Source organism: Bradyrhizobium sp. i1.15.2, assembly GCF_040548425.1.
GTDB lineage: Bacteria > Pseudomonadota > Alphaproteobacteria > Rhizobiales > Xanthobacteraceae > Bradyrhizobium > Bradyrhizobium canariense.
Genome location: NZ_JBEPRQ010000034.1, coordinates 53,225 through 69,802, shown reverse-complemented (window position 1 = coordinate 69,802; position 16,578 = coordinate 53,225). Strand labels below are relative to the sequence as shown.

Sequence of the window (16,578 nt, the reverse complement as noted above, 5' to 3'; positions counted from 1 at the left end):
GTTCGGCTCCTGCTCGAACTTCACCAGCTGATTGTCCACGGTGTCCAGGCTCTCGCTGGTTTCCGTCAAAAACTCCCGCAACAGATCATCCATGAAAACAGGCCTTCATACAGGGAGGGCGCGCACACAAGACGTGATGCGCCAATTCGGAATGGGGCCAGCTTCACCGCAAAGCGTTTAATATTGGTTGAGTATGTGGAAAAGAACGGAATCAACAAAGAGATAAGGCGCTCCGGACAAGCCGAAGCGCCTTGTAAAGATTCGATTAACGTTTGAGAGCGGCTTCGTGTCTACGACGCGATGATGGTGATGGCCTCGCCTTCGTGCGCGAGCCTCACGGTCAGCCCGCAAGCCTCTGCCAACAGCCGCGTATAATAAGGCTGGATCGCGTGCGCATCCGCGGCCGGGCCGCGCTCGCCGCTCAGGAGTTCGGAGATGTTCTGCGGCAGGCGCGCATTGTGTCCGGTCGCGGTGATGCGGAAGCTCATCGTCTCGCCCTCGCCGATCGGATCGATCGTCAGCGTGCCGCCGCGCGGGATCGTGTGCTGCGAAACGACCAACATGTTGAGCAGCAGCTTGACGCGATTCTTCGGCAGCAAGATCCGCGGCAGATTCCAGGTGATCGAGCACTTGCCGTCCTCGATGTGGCCGCGCGCCATGGTCTGGGCATCGCCGAGATCGATCTGCGCGCCGGACGAGCCGGCCGCACCAAAGGCGAGGCGGCAGAACTGGAGGCGGGCGGAGGCGGTTTTCGCGCTCTTGCGTATCAAGTCGAGTGCGAACTCGCGGTCGTCGGGCTTGGGATCGTCGTCGAGCACTTCGAGCCCATTGACGATGGCGCCGACAGGGCTGATGAGATCGTGGCAGACCCGCGAGCACAGCAGCGCAGCGAGTTCGAGCGCATCTGGAGCGGTGACGGTAGCGGGTGACGAAGCGTCAGACATAAAGGGTTCCTGGAATTTGCACGGCGCGGACGCGGCGAATCAAGCATGCTTGACGAATGCCGCAGGTTCTAACATTCGCAAGCCCGTGGCAGCTAGCTTGCGATCGGTTCGAACCGGCCCTAATGCCGCGGCGAATCACTCGCGTAGGGATGGAATTACCGATGAATGAGGCATGCAGGTGAAGCGGATCATCGACAGCACGGCCGCCTCCCACCTGATGGAGCCGCTCACCGCGCTGGTGGTGAAGGCGGGTGAAGCCATCCTCGCGGTCAACCGCACCGCGATGCGGGTCGACGGCAAACAGGACGGCTCGCCGGTCACCGAGGCCGACCTTGCCGCCGACCGCATCATCGCGGACGGGCTGGCGCAGCTTGCGGGCGACATCCCGACGCTCTCGGAAGAGCGGACCCAGCTCGCCTCGCCGCCGTTCCGCGAGAGCTTCTTCTTGATCGACCCGCTCGACGGCACCAAGGAGTTCGTCGCCGGGCGCGACGAGTTCACCGTCAACCTTGCCCTCGTGACATCGGGCGTGCCGGTGCTGGGCATCGTCAGCGCCCCTGCACTCGGGCTGCTCTGGCGCGGCATCGTCGGCCGCGGCGCCGAGCGGGTCGGGTTTGACGGCGCGACCATCGGCGCTGCCGAGCCGATCCATACCCGCAAGCTGCCGCCTCGGGGCGAGCCCTGGATCGCCGCGGTGAGCCGCTCGCATGGGGATCCCAGAACCGAGGCGTTCATCGATCACCGCCCCAGCGCCGTCAGAAAGACGGTCGGCTCGGCCGTGAAATTCGGACGGATCGCGGAAGGCAGTGCCGACATCTATCCCCGCTTTGGGCCCACTTGTGAATGGGACGTCGGGGCCGGCTACGCTGTCGTGACCGCGGCCGGCGGCAGCGTGACCGACGGCAAGGGCGGCGCGCTCCGCTTCGGCGAGCGGCACGATGCCGGCTTCATCATCCCGGAGTTCATCGCCTGGGGTGACCCGCAGGCGGCAAGACTCTGACGTCGTGAAGGGGCCTACTGGCTGAGCTTGTCCTCGAGGGCCGGCCAGCGCTTGCCCACCTCGTAGAGGAAGCGCTCGGGATTGGCGGCGAAGGCGTCGCGATTGGCTTCCCGGCTGAACAGATAGAGCCGCTGCGCCGCGATCCCGAAGAAACGGGGGTTACCGGCGATGGTGACGCCCCGGGCGATATCGACCGGATCGTAGCCGCCGAATTGCGGCCCGTAGACCTCGGGATGGGCGAGGAAAGAGGCCCGGTTGCCCTCGTTCCGAAAGCGCCAGACCGCGCCCCACAGGTTCGCCTCGAACTCGGCCGTCCCCTGCACGGCCGCGCCATCGACGAAATAGGCCACGGGGTCGAAGCCCTCGATCGCCACGCCGCTGAAGCGGTTGACGACGATCCGCTCGGTGGTGGCCGCCTGTGCCGGCAACCCCATGCAGAGGATCCAAATGCCCGACAGCATGCAGACCAGAAGGCCGATCAAGGCAATTCCGGGGCGCAAAGGGCTGGCTTCCTGCCGTTGTGCCGTCATAGTTGCTGCGGATAACATCCGAGTCGAGGGGACATCCGGCGCAACCTAGAGCCGTGCCTGTTGGCGTCAGGTTAAGGAAGCGACCGGATTCGATACCAGGGGTTCTTTTATGACTTTCGCATCACGCCTTGCCGCAGTCGCGCTTGCCGCGATGGTCGGGTGGATCATTCCGGCTTCCGCCCAGCAGCCGCCGCCGCCCGATTTGCCGCCGCCGCAGCGGACCCAGACGCCCACCACCTATGGGCCGGACGAACTCGTGAACGCCGGCCACCGTTTCTTCGGTAACGTCTCGCGCGGTCTCGCCTCGATCATCGAGAAGGCGGTCAGCCAATGGGGCCTGCCCAACGGCTATATCCTCGGTGAGGAAGGGTCTGGCGCTTTCGTCGCCGGCCTGCGCTACGGCGAAGGCACGCTCTACACCAAGAACGCCGGCGACCTCAGGGTCTACTGGCAGGGTCCTTCGCTCGGCTTCGACTGGGGCGGCGACGGCGCGCGCACCATGACGCTGGTCTATAATCTGCCCGCCACCAACGCGATCTACCAGCGCTTCGCCGGCCTCGACGGCTCGGCCTATATCATCGGCGGCTTCGGCATGACGGCGCTCACCGCCAACAACATCGTGCTGGTGCCGATCCGCTCGGGCCTCGGCCTGCGGCTGGGAGCCAATATCGGCTATTTGAAATTCACCCCGCGCGCGACCTGGAACCCGTTCTAGCGTTCCGCTTTCCCCTCCGGCGACGGATCAAGGTTAACGACATGTCGGGGCTGGCTTTTTGCCGGCCCCGCATGCAATGTCCTTGGTAAATTTTTCCTTAGCTTTGGGAGTTCTGGCCCATGGTCGAACCGATCATGTACCTGGCGATCGGTTTCCTGCTCTCGATGCTGTGCGGGCTTGCGATCGTGCCGCTGGTGCATAACCGCGCCGTGCGCCTGACCACGCGCCGGCTCGAGGCCGCCACGCCGTTGTCGATGGCCGAGATCCAGGCCGACAAGGACCAGCTCCGCGCCGAATTCGCCATGTCGGCGCGACGGCTGGAGATGAGCGTCGACCAGCTCAAGAACAAGACCACGAGCCAGCTCGCCGAGCTCGGCAAGAAGAGCGACGCCATCAACCGCATGAAGATCGAGCTCGGCGAGAAGAACGCCACGATCTTCGCGCTGGAGGCGCGCGAGAAGGCGGTGAAGGAGCAGCTCCGCGCCACCGAAGAGGAATTCAACACCAAGACCGCAGCCCTGCGTGCCGCCGAGCTCGCGCTGACCGACAAGCAGGGCGAGCTCGCAAAGATCAATTCCGAACTGTCCGACCGCTCGATGATGGCGGAGAGCCGTCAGGTCGAGCTGGTTGTGGTCCGTGCGCAGATCGAGGAGCTGAAGAACCGCGTCGGCGACGCCGAAAAGGAATTTGCCGCGACGCAGGCGCGGCTGGCGCAGGAGCGCACCGAATCCGAGACCGCCTCGCGCGAGCTCGGCGACGCCCGCGGCCGGGTCGAGAATCTGAGCCAGCGCGTCACCGATCTCGATCGTCAGCTCATCGTGCAGGTGAAGGAGGCCGAGATGCTGTCGGGCCGCGTCGGCGATCTCGAGGGACGCCTTGCCACGCAGGGCAAGCTGCTCGCCGAGCGCGACTATGAGAACAACCAGCTCCGCCAGGCCAACGAGGGCAACGAGCGCACCATCAAGGAGCTGCGCGTCGAGATCGCGGCCTTGAGCGGCGGTAAATCGTCGGCCGCGATGGAATCGATCCGCGCGGAAAAGACCGCGCTGGAGGAGCAGCTCCGCACCGCCCGCGACGAGCGCGCCAAGCTCCAGCGCGACATCAACGCGATCCAGCAACAGGCCGAGAGCTCCTGGGCGACCGAGCGGATGGAGAACGCGCTGCTGCGCGAACGCATCAACGACATCGCCGCCGAGGTGGCCAAGCTCGCGATGCAGCTCGAAGGACCGAACTCGCCAATCGAGGCCCTGCTCGCGGCGGAGGCCGGCCAGCCGCCGAGGCCGGCGCCGCGCCCGGCCAATGACGCCCCGACCAACGGCACGGCCGCCGGCACCCTGCCCGAAGGCGGCGGAACACTGGCCGAACGTATCCGCGCGCTCCAGGCCCACGCCTCCCGCGCCCGCCAGCAGGGCGCGTAAGCCGCCCCAATACAGTCTGACCGCTGAATTGCGGGTCCGGGGAGAAGGTTTTCCGGTCCGGCAGCGCCTCGAAACTTGACACCTTCGGCCCGCACTTCTAAATCGCGGGCTCCAAAGCGTCGGCGGCCGAAACTCGGGTCGCCTGCATGATGGTTTCGGGTGCATAGCTCAGCGGGAGAGCGTTCCCTTCACACGGGAGAGGTCCAAGGTTCGATCCCTTGTGCGCCCACCATTACCCTTTGATCTCAATTACTTATGACTTGCATTCCCTTTCCGTGTGCCCGAAAAAAGTCGGGGCACAGTGTGGGCACACCCGCCAGGTGAGGCCGCGATTGTGCGACCAACACAGCGCCCCCACTGAAGGCATAGCTGCACGTGCAGCGCAGTCCGGCTGTCTCATCATTGGGGCGGCAAGCCGATTGACGCGATGCTGTGGCGCAAGAACATTCATAAACGGGCCCATGTACGACAAATAGGACCGGCGGAGCGCGCGCTGGCGTTGCCACCGGCGGAACCGGCCGGACTTTCTACCATCGCGTGTCAGCGGCGACTGAAGAGGCTCCCGTTCTGAAGGCATGATCAAGTCCGACATCTCGATCGTTTCGCCGAACGCGGTAGGCAGACGTATTCAATGCTTGTGCTTGTGATTCTGGAGCGGGAGCGTGCGGAGTCGTCCGTGAACAAGGCTCTAAGCGATTGAGCAGGAGTCAGTTTTCCGGTTGCGGCGGCATTTGAGATTGCAGGGATTGGGGGCTTGAGGCCCCCAAACCTTGCAATTTTCGTTTGTGGATTCCCGTCTACGCGGGCAAAGGCGAGAAGCCGATTGACCGGCACGCTCTGTCCCAGGCGGTCCGCCGCCTTCGGCTGAAGTTGAAGATGGCCGAATGGTCTCCGCACGATGCGCGCCGGTCAGCCACGACCTGGGCACGGGTCACGGGTATTCCCCGCGACACAACGGAGGCGCTCAAGCATCATGCCATTGTCGGCAGCGGAAAGACCTATGACCGTTACGACATGCAGGCTGAGAAGCGAACAGCCGTTGAAGCAATCGCTGAGTACATTGGCCGAACCCTGCGGCGTAGAGATGCCGCTGAAAAAGAAGCCGCGTAGCGAACACGCTTCCCCTTCACAGGCCGAAGCCTGTCACCTGGGCATCGCCCACGAACAGGGTCTCCCATTGGGGACTCTCGCCCGCCTCGCCCCGCCAGTATTTGCGAGCCCGCTCTCTCGTTACGGAAAGAGGCTCACTGTCAGCAAGTAAGTGACTGGCATCCGCCCGATGAATCGTACCTGTACAGGTCAACTCGCACACCGTGCTACCCAGTCCGACAAGCTGCTTCCAGGAGCGCGCCTCTTCCGCCGTTTCGCAGGCGTATAAGCAGCGTTGGCGGGACGGCGGCTCGCCCTTGAACTCTGCAAGCCTGATGTCTTCCATTATCAGCTCGCGGCAAAGCATGACGTAGTGCCGTGCCACTTCGACTGCGATTGTCGGCAAAATCGGGCAGTTGACATGCCCAGCTTCAACCTGCTTGAGGAACTCGACCGCACGCAGCTCGACAGTCATTCCGTTCTGGTTCGTCACAGGGTAGGTCCGAGAGCCCTCGTAAAAACCAAAAAATGGGTGTCGCTTTCCCCTAGCTTGACAACTTGGCCCAAGGCCAACGCTTGCTTATACGGCTTCGTTTCGGTGAGGTGAAACAACTTTCGGCCGCTAACCTGTTCAACCATGCGGTCTAATCTCTGGTGCGAATCAACATGAGCTTACCCGAATCTGTCCGCTGCGATCACTGCGACGAGGAGTTCTCGCCAGAGAAGTTGACTGTCGTCGACCCTCCGGCCGGAAACGGCGAGTCTGTCTGCGTTCGGTGCATCGAAATCATGCTCCGTAGGGCCGTCGCGAAACTGCCGCGCGAATATCAGTGAAACCGGCCAATACGTTGGGTGCATTCGGCTAGTCTCATTCTCGGGCTAAAGCCTCGAAAGACCCAGAACAGAAAGCTGCCCAACAGCAAAGGACGATTCGGGAGCACGATTGCTCCCGGTCGTCACGACCTAGGCGCGGGCGATGGGGATCTCCCGCGACAGACCGGAGGCGCTCACGCATCATGCCATTGTCGGCAGCGTTTAGGAGCCTGGCTTGATCACAACGCCCGTGACCTCAATGGGTTCTTTTTGAACAGCCCTTTCGCGCCCGCAGAGGCGCTCCAATCGCTGAGCGTCTCGTTTGTCAGGTGAGTTCGGGCAAGCTCACCCCAGGAGAGACCGACTTGACGCCACCTCTCCTTCCGGGCTGGAAGGTTGTTCAGTAATTGTTGGGCATTCACAGCGAACCGAGCTGCTTCGGAGTGGGGATCACGTGTAGCTTCGGCGATGGCCTCACGGAACATGTTCTCCGACTGTTTCCAACCCGAGTCGACGAATCTACCTTCGCCAAAATATTCAAAGCAGGCCCGGAAGCGAACGCGCGGCCTACCGCCCTGTACGGCGATAAATTCGGTTCGCTCAGCCACTGCTTAAGCGTCTTGAGTTGCTCCGGGCCACCCGTCAGAAGCACATCGTCGCTTTCGAACAACAAGAACGCTGTGAGGCCCGCAATCTCTTCCTGCATCTCGGAGTCTTGCTTTTCTAGCCAACTGACAATTGCTTCCAATGGCGACATGGGTTCACCGCTCTTTGACGTATGCACCGGCAAGAAATCAATCTCGTAAAAGTCGCTCATAAAGCCTCAAACGAAAATCTAACGGAAGCACCTGTCGCTCCCGTCAACCTTGACTTGTTGAGAACATATTGAGAACACAGCACGCAGTGAATTCAGCGCGAATCACCATCCACAGCTATCGTCCGACGTTCAGTGTCAAACGTGATCGCAATGCGGATATCGTCACCTGGGTGAAACCTACTGATTCGGAGAAGACGAGATGCGCAAACCGATCGATCTCAGTGGCTTGGGTAGCCAAATGCCCTTAAGTGGAATGAGACCCGGTATTCAAGGCGGGGTGAGCACCGCTAATTTGCAGGAAGCCCTGCTCAAGAAAGGCCTGTCGTCAGCCAACCTAGCCACCGCGCTGGGTAATGCGCCTGCTGCGGCCCCTTCAGCTCAAAATGGCAGTGGGACAGCGCCTTCACCATCAAACGCACCTGCGAGTTCGAATGCAAAACCCGATAAAAGCTAGAGCGGCGTGAGCCCATTTGCCAATCGCTGATCTACTTCCATATGCGCAGCTCGGCGCCAGCACCGCCGCAGCTATTGGTCTGCTTCTCAGCAGTTGGCAGTTTTGGCGCAGCCGCAAGGCGACGACTCTTCAGCACATTCAAGACTTTCTGAAGTCCATGAACGAACGCGAGGCCGCGCTAGCCGATTCGCAAGACGATCCGGCGAAGCAGCGTCACGCATTCGTGGAGTATCTCAACTTCCTGGAAGTGTATGCGGCCGCAGTGAATGGCAGATTATTCGTTGGAGTTGCCCGCGAACTCGTATGCGAAAAGATAGTAGATTCACTTGTCGTCCTAGATGCGGCCCCTGATTGGCACCAACAGATTGAGAGTTCAATCAGCAGCAGCAGCACTTACTCGCATATCAGAAAATTCATGAGCCGCTATCGGCACACTTTCGATACGCGAAAAGCCGCTTCGCTAGTGGCGGGCAAGCATCAGCGCTAGTCGCCGCGGTGTCGCGCGGGTAAACGGCGTCAAGAAGTCTGAGGAGTTTGATGAACTCGCGCTGCGGTGGCGGTCTCTGACGAGAGTGTGGACCTGCTGGTGAGCAGATCAATCCCGGCCAACAGGCTGAGCGTACCGTTTGTACGCGTGGTCGCGCAAAGCTGGCGTGGATGCCGGTTCGGGCGGCAAATCCGGCTCCGTCGTTGCGATGGCCTAGATTCCCGGCTTTTCGTCGCACGACACGATCGTCACCAGCTTTCTCCGTCTCTTCGACTTGGCAGGGGCTTTTTTCAGGACTACGACTTCGCGATAGACGGCACAGGATCTCGGCCATCTTCCGTTCAAACTCAGCATCGCGATTTTCAAGATAGTAGCACACCTTGTGTGGCTTGATTTCCTCCTTGCCGAAGATCTTGCACACCGTTCTCTGAACCAAATTGGCCAAGCATGCATGCCCTGCCGCCGGCCGGTGTTCGCGCGCATGGCGCGCCAACAGCCGCGTCTTCCACAACTCATGTGGATAGCCGTGGTCCCTCGCCTTGTCACACGCCAACGACACTAACTAGGCTTTGGCCTCAGGCGTGATGGTTGGTTCCCTGCCGGGTCGCGGGCGATGGTCGAGGGCGGCCAGCGGACCATCGGCCAGCGCTCGCTCGACACAGCGCTGCACCGTCTGATAAGGGACTCCAAGTCTTTGGCCCACTGCGCAAAACGAAGGATTCTCGCGATACGCCAGCAGCATCCGCGCCCGCGACACCCGGCTCGCCAGTTCAGTTCTCGACCGCGAAAGCGCCGCCAATGTTGCTATCTCTTCGTCGGTCATCGCCAACTCGACCGCACGCCGCCATCCAGCAGCCATGATACAGCTCCTCGTTTCGCCGACCGCAAACGAGGAATCCGCCAACTACCCGTCCGTTCCACCCATTCAGCCTGCTCCAGCATCGCAGGTTTCATGGAATCGATCATCCATCTCGAATTTAAGGTCAACGCGGCAGAGGAATTGAACTGGTCGGCGACATTAGGTCGAGAGACGTACAAACTCACTCAGAAGAAGGTCGGGTGCTCGGTGGCAAACTCGAAGAGTCGATCTGGGTAAGCCCCGCAGAGATCCCGCGCGACCAGCCGATTTTCCGGCTACAAACCCTTGTTCCTCCAGAAATCAGTCCTATTTCAGCTGCGCCCGCGTTGGCACTCGCAGGCAACGATTGCTAGCAATCGTCAAATCATAGTGTAAATGCTTAGGAGATCTGCATGGAATTCCGTCCGCTTCACGACCGCGTCGTGGTCAAGCGCATCGACGCAGAAGAAAAGACCGCTGGCGGCATTATCATTCCCGACACTGCGAAGGAAAAGCCTTCCCAAGGTGAAGTCGTCGCCGTCGGCCCCGGTGGCCGCGACGAGAGCGGCAAGCTGATCCCGATCGACGTCCTGGTCGGCGACCGCATCCTGTTCGGCAAGTGGTCAGGCACCGAGGTCAAGATCGACGGCCAGGAGCTGTTGATCATGAAGGAGAGCGACATCCTGGGCGTTCTCACGGACGCGTCCGCCAAGAAGAAGGCCGCTTAGACCATCGCTCGCACTGCTCATCCTGAGGAGCGCCTGCTGGGCGTTGCCAAGCGTGATACCAAGTAAAATATTAGGAAAACCCACATGTCAGCCAAAGAAGTCAAGTTCGGCGTAGACGCTCGCGACCGCATACTGCGCGGCGTCGAAATTCTCAACAACGCGGTGAAGGTCACGCTCGGTCCGAAGGGCCGCAACGTCGTGCTCGACAAGTCGTTCGGCGCGCCCCGCATCACCAAGGACGGCGTCACCGTCGCCAAGGAGATCGAGCTCGAGGACAAGTTCGAGAACATGGGCGCCCAGATGGTGCGCGAAGTCGCCTCCAAGTCCGCTGACGCGGCCGGCGACGGCACCACCACGGCCACCGTTCTGGCGGCTGCGATCGTTCGTGAAGGCGCCAAGTCGGTTGCCGCCGGCATGAACCCGATGGACCTGAAGCGCGGTATTGACCTCGCGGTCGAAGCCGTCGTTGCGGACCTCGTCAAGAACTCCAAGAAGGTCACCTCGAACGACGAGATCGCTCAGGTCGGCACCATCTCGGCCAACGGTGACGCGGAGATCGGCAAGTTCCTCGCCGACGCCATGAAGAAGGTCGGCAACGAGGGTGTCATCACCGTCGAGGAAGCCAAGTCGCTCGAGACCGAGCTCGACGTCGTCGAGGGCATGCAGTTCGACCGCGGCTACATCTCGCCCTACTTCGTCACCAACGCCGACAAGATGCGCGTTGAGATGGACGACGCCTACATCCTCATCAACGAGAAGAAGCTCTCCTCGCTGAACGAGCTGCTTCCGCTGCTCGAGGCCGTGGTGCAGACCGGCAAGCCGCTGGTCATCGTCGCCGAGGACGTCGAAGGCGAAGCGCTTGCCACCCTGGTCGTGAACCGTCTGCGTGGCGGCCTGAAGGTCGCGGCCGTCAAGGCTCCGGGCTTCGGCGATCGCCGCAAGGCCATGCTGCAGGACATCGCGATCCTGACCGGCGGCCAGGCGATCTCGGAAGATCTCGGCATCAAGCTCGAGAACGTCACGCTCAACATGCTCGGTCGCGCCAAGAAGGTGATGATCGATAAGGAGAACACCACGATCGTCAACGGCGCCGGCAAGAAGGCCGACATCGAAGCGCGCGTGGCTCAGATCAAGGCGCAGATCGAGGAAACCACCTCGGACTACGACCGCGAGAAGCTCCAGGAGCGTCTTGCCAAGCTCGCTGGCGGCGTCGCGGTGATCCGCGTCGGCGGCGCGACCGAGGTCGAGGTGAAGGAGCGCAAGGATCGCGTTGATGACGCGATGCATGCGACCCGCGCGGCTGTGGAAGAAGGCATCGTTCCGGGCGGCGGCGTCGCCCTGCTCCGTGCCTCCGAGCAGCTCAAGGGCCTGCGCACCAAGAACGACGACCAGAAGACCGGCGTCGAGATCGTGCGCAAGGCGCTCTCCGCGCCCGCTCGCCAGATCGCGATCAATGCCGGTGAAGACGGCTCCGTGATCGTCGGCAAGGTCCTCGAGAACAAGTCGTACGCCTACGGCTTCGACTCCCAGACCGGCGAATATGTCGACCTCGTCAAGAAGGGCATCATCGACCCGACCAAGGTGGTCCGTACCGCGATCCAGAACGCAGCCTCGGTTGCGGCCCTGCTGATCACCACGGAAGCCATGGTCGCCGAGCTGCCCAAGAAGGGCGGCGCCGGCCCCGCGATGCCTCCGGGCGGCGGCATGGGCGGCATGGACTTCTGAGCCAGCTTTTTCTGAAGTGAGATCCCCGGCAGAAAAATGCCGGGGTCTTTTTTTGCTTGCGCTTTTTCAAGTTCGTTATTCTGATCTCGCGGAATGCGCTCTGCGGAAATGACGATCAGCAGTTGCTCAAGCCATGTAGACGTTCTGCTTAAGATTTCGCGAGTCTGCTGGTAGACATGTCACCGGGAGGCGAGCGGGTGGTCGCCGTTTAGCACAGTCTTTCCCTGCTGCCTCAACATCGGCGGCTGGTCAAAGTGAAAACCTGAGAACGGGCGGTCGCGGTAGCCCAACCATTGGCGCTACTGACTTAAATAGCATCGGTTCCCGCGCTTAGCTGTAAACGGATGCGCGGCTAGTACCTCGGCACAGTGACTATGACTCGTTGGGCGTGATGGGATAGGTGCGGCTCATTTTGGCGCGGGCTTTTTCGGTTGTGAACATGCATTTGATGCGTGCACCGGCGGCGTTGCGTTGCCTGGACCGCCGTATCGATGATTCCGGCCGCCTCATCAGCGCAATTGCCGCTTGGGAGCAGCACATTGGCCGCGCAGGACGCCGATCTCGATCTCCACCATGTTGAGCCAGCTGGCGTGTTTGGGGTGTAGTGGAACTCGAGGCGGCGCAGAATGCGTTTGGCTCGGCGGGGGGAAAGCCTCATAGAGCCCGCCGGCCGAGTGGGTCGACAGGTTGTCCTGCACGACGCGGATGCACGAGGCATCGGGATAATGGACATCGACGAGTTCGCGCATGCATTGGGCGTACTCTTCGGCCGCTCGGTGACCTTGACCTTGCGCCAGGGCCTGTTCATCGAGGCGGACGAAGAGATTGACGGTGCCATTGCGGCGGTACTCGTAGGCGAAGCGTTCGAGTTGTCCCGGCTCGCCACTCCTCTTCTGTTGCAGGCAGCAGCTATGGGTGTAGTGGCCGCTTGTCACAGAACAGGGTGGCTCTGATCGGGATAACGCCAAATTAATCAATAACGTCAATTGTTATACTGGGAGCTAACCGCTTCGCAAAACAGATATTGTGCGAAGTCGGAAACATGGCTCAACAGAGCCAAGAAAATTGACGCCACCATTCTAGGGCTGAGTTCAGCCATTTTTTCTCGCTGGGCGATAATGCGCGACGGTATCCCCCGATCGTGCACGCGTTCCGCTAAACGCCCCCTGACATTCGATCCAGCTCGTCCGCAACTAGGCTAGTACCCGGAATCATAGCTGAGTGATACGGCGGCCTCTGAATCTGCGCTGCCGAACTCTTTTCCTGGTCCAGACGAAGGACTCAGCTTTTTCGTTGTATGCGTCGATATAGGCATCGATGTGCTCTGGAGCTGCTTAAGGCTTGTGAAGGAAGCGCCGCTGAGGGACTGCCCCTGCAGGACCGAGAACCATACCCCGACCTGATTGAGCCAGGACGCGCTTGTCGGCGTGAAATGAAATTCCACATTGGGGTGGGCTTTGAGCCAGTGCTCGTTCTTCTTATCGGTATTGAGATTGTCGAGGATGACGTGAAGCTGGCGGCCCGGAAATGCCGCGTTGATGCTGTCCATGAAGTCGAGGAACTCGACACGGCGCCGCCGTTTTGAATGCTCGCGATGATCTTTCCGGTCGCAACCTCGAGCGCTGCAAACAGCGTTGTCGTGCCATGCCGCTTGTAGTCGTGGCTCTGACCGGTCAAGGCGCGGCCATTGGGCAACTTCAGATAACCTTGCGCTCGCTCCAAGGGCTGAATCGAAGGCTTTTCGTTCACGCAGAGCGCCATAGCCTTCTGGGGCGGGGCAACGTAGAGGCCGACAACATCGGCGGCTTTGGCCGTAAAGTTCGGGTCGTTGCTCTCGCACCAGGATTTGCGAACCACGAGGTCGATCTTGTGGTTGCGCAGGAACCGCCAGACATATTGGACGTCAACATCGCCCAGCGCCTCGGCCAGCAGCGGTCCGGTCCAGCGTGCAAACCCTTGCGGTGCTGGCTTGTCCAGCTGCTTCAGTATCCGCTCGTCTGTGGCCTTCGTATAGATTGGCTGCTTGCCGGGCCGCGGCTTGTCTTGCAGCCCTTCAAGGCCATGATCGGCATAGCGTTGTCGCCAAAGGCTCAATCGGGCCTGCGAGCGGAGGCGCACCTAATCGCCGAAACTATCGGCCACCGCCTTCCTATCTCGCACATCCATTTCGGCGGCGGCACGCCGACGATCATGGCGCCCGAGACCTTCGCCGAGCCGCTTCAGACCATGCAATCGTGCCTAGACACGGTCGCCGAATGCATCGAGCTCCGGCCGGATCGCTTGTGGGTGTTCGGTTACGCGCATATGCCCTCCTTCAAGAAGCATCAGCGCAAGATCGACGAACACGCCCTCCCCCAAACAGTCGAGCGCCATCTTCAGTCGGAATTGATTGCAGAAGCCCTGGTCGACGCGGGCTACGTGCGCATTGGTTTCGACCACTTCGCCCTCCCCCGCGACAATCTTGCCGCGGCGAAGCGCGAAGGGCGGCTGCGTCGGAACTTCCAGGGTTACACCGACGACACCCCCGAATGTCAATCGGCCCTTTAATTGCGGTTTGTTGTCAAGCTACCATTCTTCCTCTCTCCAGTGACACGCCGGTAGCGATTGCTCCGTCGGAGCTGGTCAGGTTGCGGAGACGGAGCGATCGCGGATGGCGAGACGATTGCCTAGCGGGCTTGGCAATCGATGTCGTTGGCGGCTTCGTCGGGTTGGGTTGATGTCGTAGCTGGGGTCATGGTCCTTTCCGAGGTCGCGAGCGCCTCATGATGATGTCCGGATCGGGCGCCTCAACGTTTGCAGCGGAGTGCGGGCGAACCGCCACCAGCCGATTGACCGAGGTCACCACGACCACCGTCCCAGCGGGACATCGCCAGTCCGGCGGACCGGACCAGGAACTTGCGAGCAAATATCAGATTGGCTTCGGCTGGCCCCAGTCGAACGACGTGCCATCGACCCAGATGCAGTGGAGAATCACGGCGATCTTTCGGGCGATGGCGACCTTTGCCTTCTTCATGCCGATCCGCTTAGCGAGCTTTATGCCCCAGGCCTTTAGGGAACACCACTTTTTGGTTCGATAAAGAAGGACAGTGGCGGCCTCGAACAAGTAAGTTCGGAGAAGCCGGTCGCCCCATCGAGATATCTTTCCGTTGGAGTCGGTTTCGCCGGATTGGCTGCGCCTCGGCGTAAGGCCGAGGTAGGCGCCGACCGTCGAAGCCGATCGGAAGCGCGAGGGGTCATCGATCGTGTGGCGGAACGTTAGGGCCGTCACGACACCGACCCCCGGGACCGTCATCAGGCGACGCGTCGTCTCGTCCAGCTTTGCCAACCGGCGGACCTCGTTGTCGAACTTACCTTGTTGTTGACAAACGTTCTCATGGATCGAGAGCAGCGGCGATATCACGCTGAGAAGCAAATGATCGACGCCCAAGAGTTCGCTGACCTGGTTGCGGAATTGTTGGCCGATCGCGCCAGGGAACAGCAATCCACATTCCTTGATCAAACTGCGAATCTGGTTCTCGATGTCTCGGCGCATGAGCCGAGATCTGGCGACAAGGATCGCTCGGATCTTCTGGCTTTCCTCACTTTTGACTTTTACCTCTCGATACCATCCAACCCGCACCAGTTCGGCAAGCCCTCGCATCATTCTGATGCTCTTGTTCATTCGGACCGACAAAGCTGCGTGCGCATGCCGAGCGTAAAAGTGGCTGCGGTCCCTGGCGCGGAGCTCGTGCTGACGCATTGCAGACTGTGTCCCTGCCCGGCACGACGATCGACGCGATTGCCGAGTTCGTCCTGGATTGCGCGAATCTCGGCCAACAGTGCGACTGGATCGAGCGAACGATACTGATCTCGCAGCCGTTTCTTCACGGCCGCGATCACCTTGGGATGCGCCAATGCACGCTCATAGGGCGTCGACGGGGGATGATAGCGCTTGATTACTTTAGCGCCTTCGCGCCGCTTCTCCTTCAGCTTGAACGACGGCTGGAAGAAGTTGACGTAAAGCCGTGCCACCGCATAGAGGCGGCCCATCACCCGCGCCGTCTCGACGCCATCGAAGCGGCCATAGCCCATAAGGCGGCGGACGACGGCACCATTCTTTTGCTCGACAAACGCTTGATCGTTCTTCTTGTAGGCACGCGAGCGCGTGACTTCGAGCGTCTGTTCGCGACACCATGGCACGACGACATCGTTCATGAAGGCGCTGTCGTTGTCGAAGTCCACGCCGCGCAAGAGCCAGGGGAACAGGCTCTGTGCGCGATTGATCGCCTCGACGACCAGCGAACCTTCCCGCGTCACCAACGGCAGACACTCCGTCCAGCCCGTGGCGACATCGACCATCGTCAGGGTCTGGATGAACGAGCCAGCCACCGACGTGCCTCCATGGGCGACCATGTCGACCTCACAGAACCCGGGCGGCGGGCTGTTCCAATCATTGAACGTGCGGATCGGGACTTCCCGCCGGATTGCCGAATAGAATCCGGCACGGCGCCGCCTACCGCCGCTCGCCGCGACCTTCACGTCCGCGAGCAGGCGGTCAATGGTAGCGGCACTGACCGCCAGAACACAGTCACGGTCCGCCTGCTCAAGCTGCAATCGGCCATGTTGCTCGAGGGCCGGTAGCAAGGTCGGGATCATCACCTTGAGCCGTTTGCCGCACACCCGATCCGACGCCTCCCACAGCGCCGTCAGCGCGTCCTTGATCGTCGCGCCATATCTGCGTCTCCGCTTTCTTGGTGCCTTGATCTCGCCCGGTCCAACCGTCTGGCGTTACCGGAGCGCGCGCACCGCATGCTTGCGATGCCAGCCCGTCGTCGCGCATAGCGCATCGAGGATGCGACCCTTCTCCACTCGTTTGGCCGACCGGTAACGCTCCGTAACCGCCGACACCACCTCGCGCCGCGCGCCCATGCTGATCTTTCCCGCCATAGACGCCACCGAACCAATTCGATGGCACCGACCCAATCATCGGCGAGAAGTTGTCCAGTAACATTCCGGATGAGGCAATGCGCTCTGACGCATA

At 61.2% G+C, this 16,578-nt stretch carries 16 protein-coding genes, 1 tRNA gene and 3 pseudogenes; 11 read left to right on the top strand and 9 right to left on the bottom strand.

The genetic code is table 11. The annotated features are described in order from the left end of the window. Positions 1-290: 290 nt before the first annotated feature. Positions 291-944 (bottom strand): histidine phosphotransferase ChpT, encoded by a 654-nt coding sequence (chpT, locus tag ABIB80_RS35190; protein ID WP_007600529.1) that lies wholly within the window; start codon positions 942-944, stop codon positions 291-293. Between the two features lie 172 nt (positions 945-1,116). On the opposite strand from chpT, the gene cysQ reads away from it, so the two are divergent. Beyond that, positions 1,117-1,944: a 3'(2'),5'-bisphosphate nucleotidase CysQ gene (gene cysQ, locus ABIB80_RS35185; RefSeq protein WP_088941151.1), complete on the top strand. Its 828-nt coding sequence runs from the start codon at positions 1,117-1,119 to the stop codon at positions 1,942-1,944. A gap of 14 nt (positions 1,945-1,958) precedes the next feature. Here the strand turns inward: cysQ and ABIB80_RS35180 are convergent, their stop codons facing one another. Beyond that, the gene (locus ABIB80_RS35180; RefSeq protein WP_007600526.1) at positions 1,959-2,444 is read right to left on the bottom strand and encodes a YHS domain-containing (seleno)protein; all 486 of its coding nucleotides are present in this window, start codon (positions 2,442-2,444) and stop codon (positions 1,959-1,961) included. Between the two features lie 139 nt (positions 2,445-2,583). Between ABIB80_RS35180 and ABIB80_RS35175 the strand changes: the two genes are divergently transcribed. The 5 genes and pseudogenes from ABIB80_RS35175 (at position 2,584) to ABIB80_RS35160 (ending at position 5,717) form a co-directional block, all read left to right on the top strand. Beyond that, entirely contained in the window at positions 2,584-3,189 is a 606-nt protein-coding gene (locus tag ABIB80_RS35175; RefSeq protein ID WP_007600525.1) for a DUF1134 domain-containing protein, read from the top strand. Positions 3,190-3,308: 119 nt separating this feature from the next. Continuing rightward, positions 3,309-4,607 carry a coiled-coil domain-containing protein gene (locus ABIB80_RS35170; protein WP_007600524.1) on the top strand — a complete coding sequence of 433 codons (1,299 nt, stop codon included), beginning with the start codon at positions 3,309-3,311 and terminating at the stop codon, positions 4,605-4,607. A 157-nt stretch (positions 4,608-4,764) separates the two neighbouring features. Then, positions 4,765-4,839 (top strand) — tRNA-Val (locus tag ABIB80_RS35165). A 240-nt stretch (positions 4,840-5,079) separates the two neighbouring features. Beyond that, positions 5,080-5,277, top strand: a pseudogene (locus ABIB80_RS39495) (hypothetical protein); the annotation flags it as partial. Positions 5,278-5,390: 113 nt separating this feature from the next. After that, a complete protein-coding gene (locus ABIB80_RS35160) occupies positions 5,391-5,717 on the top strand; it encodes a site-specific integrase (RefSeq protein WP_354129173.1) in 327 nt (108 codons plus the stop codon). A 16-nt stretch (positions 5,718-5,733) separates the two neighbouring features. Here ABIB80_RS35160 and ABIB80_RS35155 read toward each other — a convergent pair whose 3' ends face one another. Both ABIB80_RS35155 and ABIB80_RS35150 read right to left on the bottom strand, forming a co-directional pair. Continuing rightward, positions 5,734-6,171, bottom strand: a complete 438-nt coding sequence (locus ABIB80_RS35155; RefSeq protein ID WP_354129172.1) for a DUF2441 domain-containing protein — start codon at positions 6,169-6,171, stop codon at positions 5,734-5,736. 756 nt (positions 6,172-6,927) lie between these two features. Continuing rightward, positions 6,928-7,326 (bottom strand): hypothetical protein, encoded by a 399-nt coding sequence (locus ABIB80_RS35150; RefSeq protein ID WP_354129171.1) that lies wholly within the window; start codon positions 7,324-7,326, stop codon positions 6,928-6,930. Between the two features lie 199 nt (positions 7,327-7,525). Between ABIB80_RS35150 and ABIB80_RS35145 the strand changes: the two genes are divergently transcribed. Both ABIB80_RS35145 and ABIB80_RS35140 read left to right on the top strand, forming a co-directional pair. Beyond that, a complete protein-coding gene (locus ABIB80_RS35145) occupies positions 7,526-7,780 on the top strand; it encodes a hypothetical protein (protein ID WP_280096970.1) in 255 nt (84 codons plus the stop codon). A 16-nt stretch (positions 7,781-7,796) separates the two neighbouring features. Then, positions 7,797-8,267, top strand: coding sequence for a hypothetical protein (locus ABIB80_RS35140; protein ID WP_354129170.1), 471 nt, complete (start codon positions 7,797-7,799; stop codon positions 8,265-8,267). A 562-nt stretch (positions 8,268-8,829) separates the two neighbouring features. On the opposite strand, the gene ABIB80_RS35135 is transcribed toward ABIB80_RS35140, so the two are convergent. After that, positions 8,830-9,090: a helix-turn-helix domain-containing protein gene (locus ABIB80_RS35135; protein ID WP_354129169.1), complete on the bottom strand. Its 261-nt coding sequence runs from the start codon at positions 9,088-9,090 to the stop codon at positions 8,830-8,832. A 428-nt stretch (positions 9,091-9,518) separates the two neighbouring features. Between ABIB80_RS35135 and ABIB80_RS35130 the strand changes: the two genes are divergently transcribed. Together ABIB80_RS35130 and groL are read left to right on the top strand one after the other, a co-directional pair. Further along, complete coding sequence (locus ABIB80_RS35130; RefSeq protein ID WP_354129168.1) at positions 9,519-9,833, top strand: co-chaperone GroES; 315 nt, start codon at positions 9,519-9,521, stop codon at positions 9,831-9,833. A gap of 84 nt (positions 9,834-9,917) precedes the next feature. Next, positions 9,918-11,558 (top strand): chaperonin GroEL, encoded by a 1,641-nt coding sequence (gene groL / locus ABIB80_RS35125; protein WP_354129167.1) that lies wholly within the window; start codon positions 9,918-9,920, stop codon positions 11,556-11,558. Positions 11,559-12,067: 509 nt separating this feature from the next. Here the strand turns inward: groL and ABIB80_RS35120 are convergent. Beyond that, on the bottom strand, positions 12,068-12,493 hold the full coding sequence (locus ABIB80_RS35120) for a transposase (protein ID WP_354129166.1): 426 nt from the start codon (positions 12,491-12,493) through the stop codon (positions 12,068-12,070). Between the two features lie 276 nt (positions 12,494-12,769). Next, a pseudogene (locus tag ABIB80_RS35115) lies at positions 12,770-13,652 on the bottom strand (IS630 family transposase); the annotation flags it as partial. Here ABIB80_RS35115 and ABIB80_RS35110 point away from each other — a divergent pair. Then, positions 13,650-14,078: pseudogene (locus ABIB80_RS35110) on the top strand (hypothetical protein); the annotation flags it as partial. The pseudogenes ABIB80_RS35115 and ABIB80_RS35110 overlap by 3 nt on opposite strands. Positions 14,079-14,466: 388 nt before the next feature. Here the strand turns inward: ABIB80_RS35110 and ABIB80_RS35105 are convergent. Continuing rightward, positions 14,467-15,453 (bottom strand): IS110 family RNA-guided transposase, encoded by a 987-nt coding sequence (locus ABIB80_RS35105; RefSeq protein WP_502918762.1) that lies wholly within the window; start codon positions 15,451-15,453, stop codon positions 14,467-14,469. A gap of 872 nt (positions 15,454-16,325) precedes the next feature. Further along, complete coding sequence (locus ABIB80_RS35095) at positions 16,326-16,484, bottom strand: hypothetical protein (protein WP_354129163.1); 159 nt, start codon at positions 16,482-16,484, stop codon at positions 16,326-16,328. Positions 16,485-16,578: the final 94 nt, after the last annotated feature.

Coding starts and splice junctions, on each gene's coding strand:
- chpT (WP_007600529.1), bottom strand. CDS start 944: ATGTCTGACGCTTCGTCACCCGCTACCGTCACCGCTCCAGATGCGCTC.
- cysQ (WP_088941151.1), top strand. CDS start 1,117: ATGCAGGTGAAGCGGATCATCGACAGCACGGCCGCCTCCCACCTGATG.
- ABIB80_RS35175 (WP_007600525.1), top strand. CDS start 2,584: ATGACTTTCGCATCACGCCTTGCCGCAGTCGCGCTTGCCGCGATGGTC.
- ABIB80_RS35170 (WP_007600524.1), top strand. CDS start 3,309: ATGGTCGAACCGATCATGTACCTGGCGATCGGTTTCCTGCTCTCGATG.
- ABIB80_RS35155 (WP_354129172.1), bottom strand. CDS start 6,171: ATGACTGTCGAGCTGCGTGCGGTCGAGTTCCTCAAGCAGGTTGAAGCT.
- ABIB80_RS35150 (WP_354129171.1), bottom strand. CDS start 7,326: ATGAGCGACTTTTACGAGATTGATTTCTTGCCGGTGCATACGTCAAAG.
- ABIB80_RS35145 (WP_280096970.1), top strand. CDS start 7,526: ATGCGCAAACCGATCGATCTCAGTGGCTTGGGTAGCCAAATGCCCTTA.
- ABIB80_RS35135 (WP_354129169.1), bottom strand. CDS start 9,090: ATGACCGACGAAGAGATAGCAACATTGGCGGCGCTTTCGCGGTCGAGA.
- ABIB80_RS35130 (WP_354129168.1), top strand. CDS start 9,519: ATGGAATTCCGTCCGCTTCACGACCGCGTCGTGGTCAAGCGCATCGAC.
- groL (WP_354129167.1), top strand. CDS start 9,918: ATGTCAGCCAAAGAAGTCAAGTTCGGCGTAGACGCTCGCGACCGCATA.
- ABIB80_RS35095 (WP_354129163.1), bottom strand. CDS start 16,484: ATGGCGGGAAAGATCAGCATGGGCGCGCGGCGCGAGGTGGTGTCGGCG.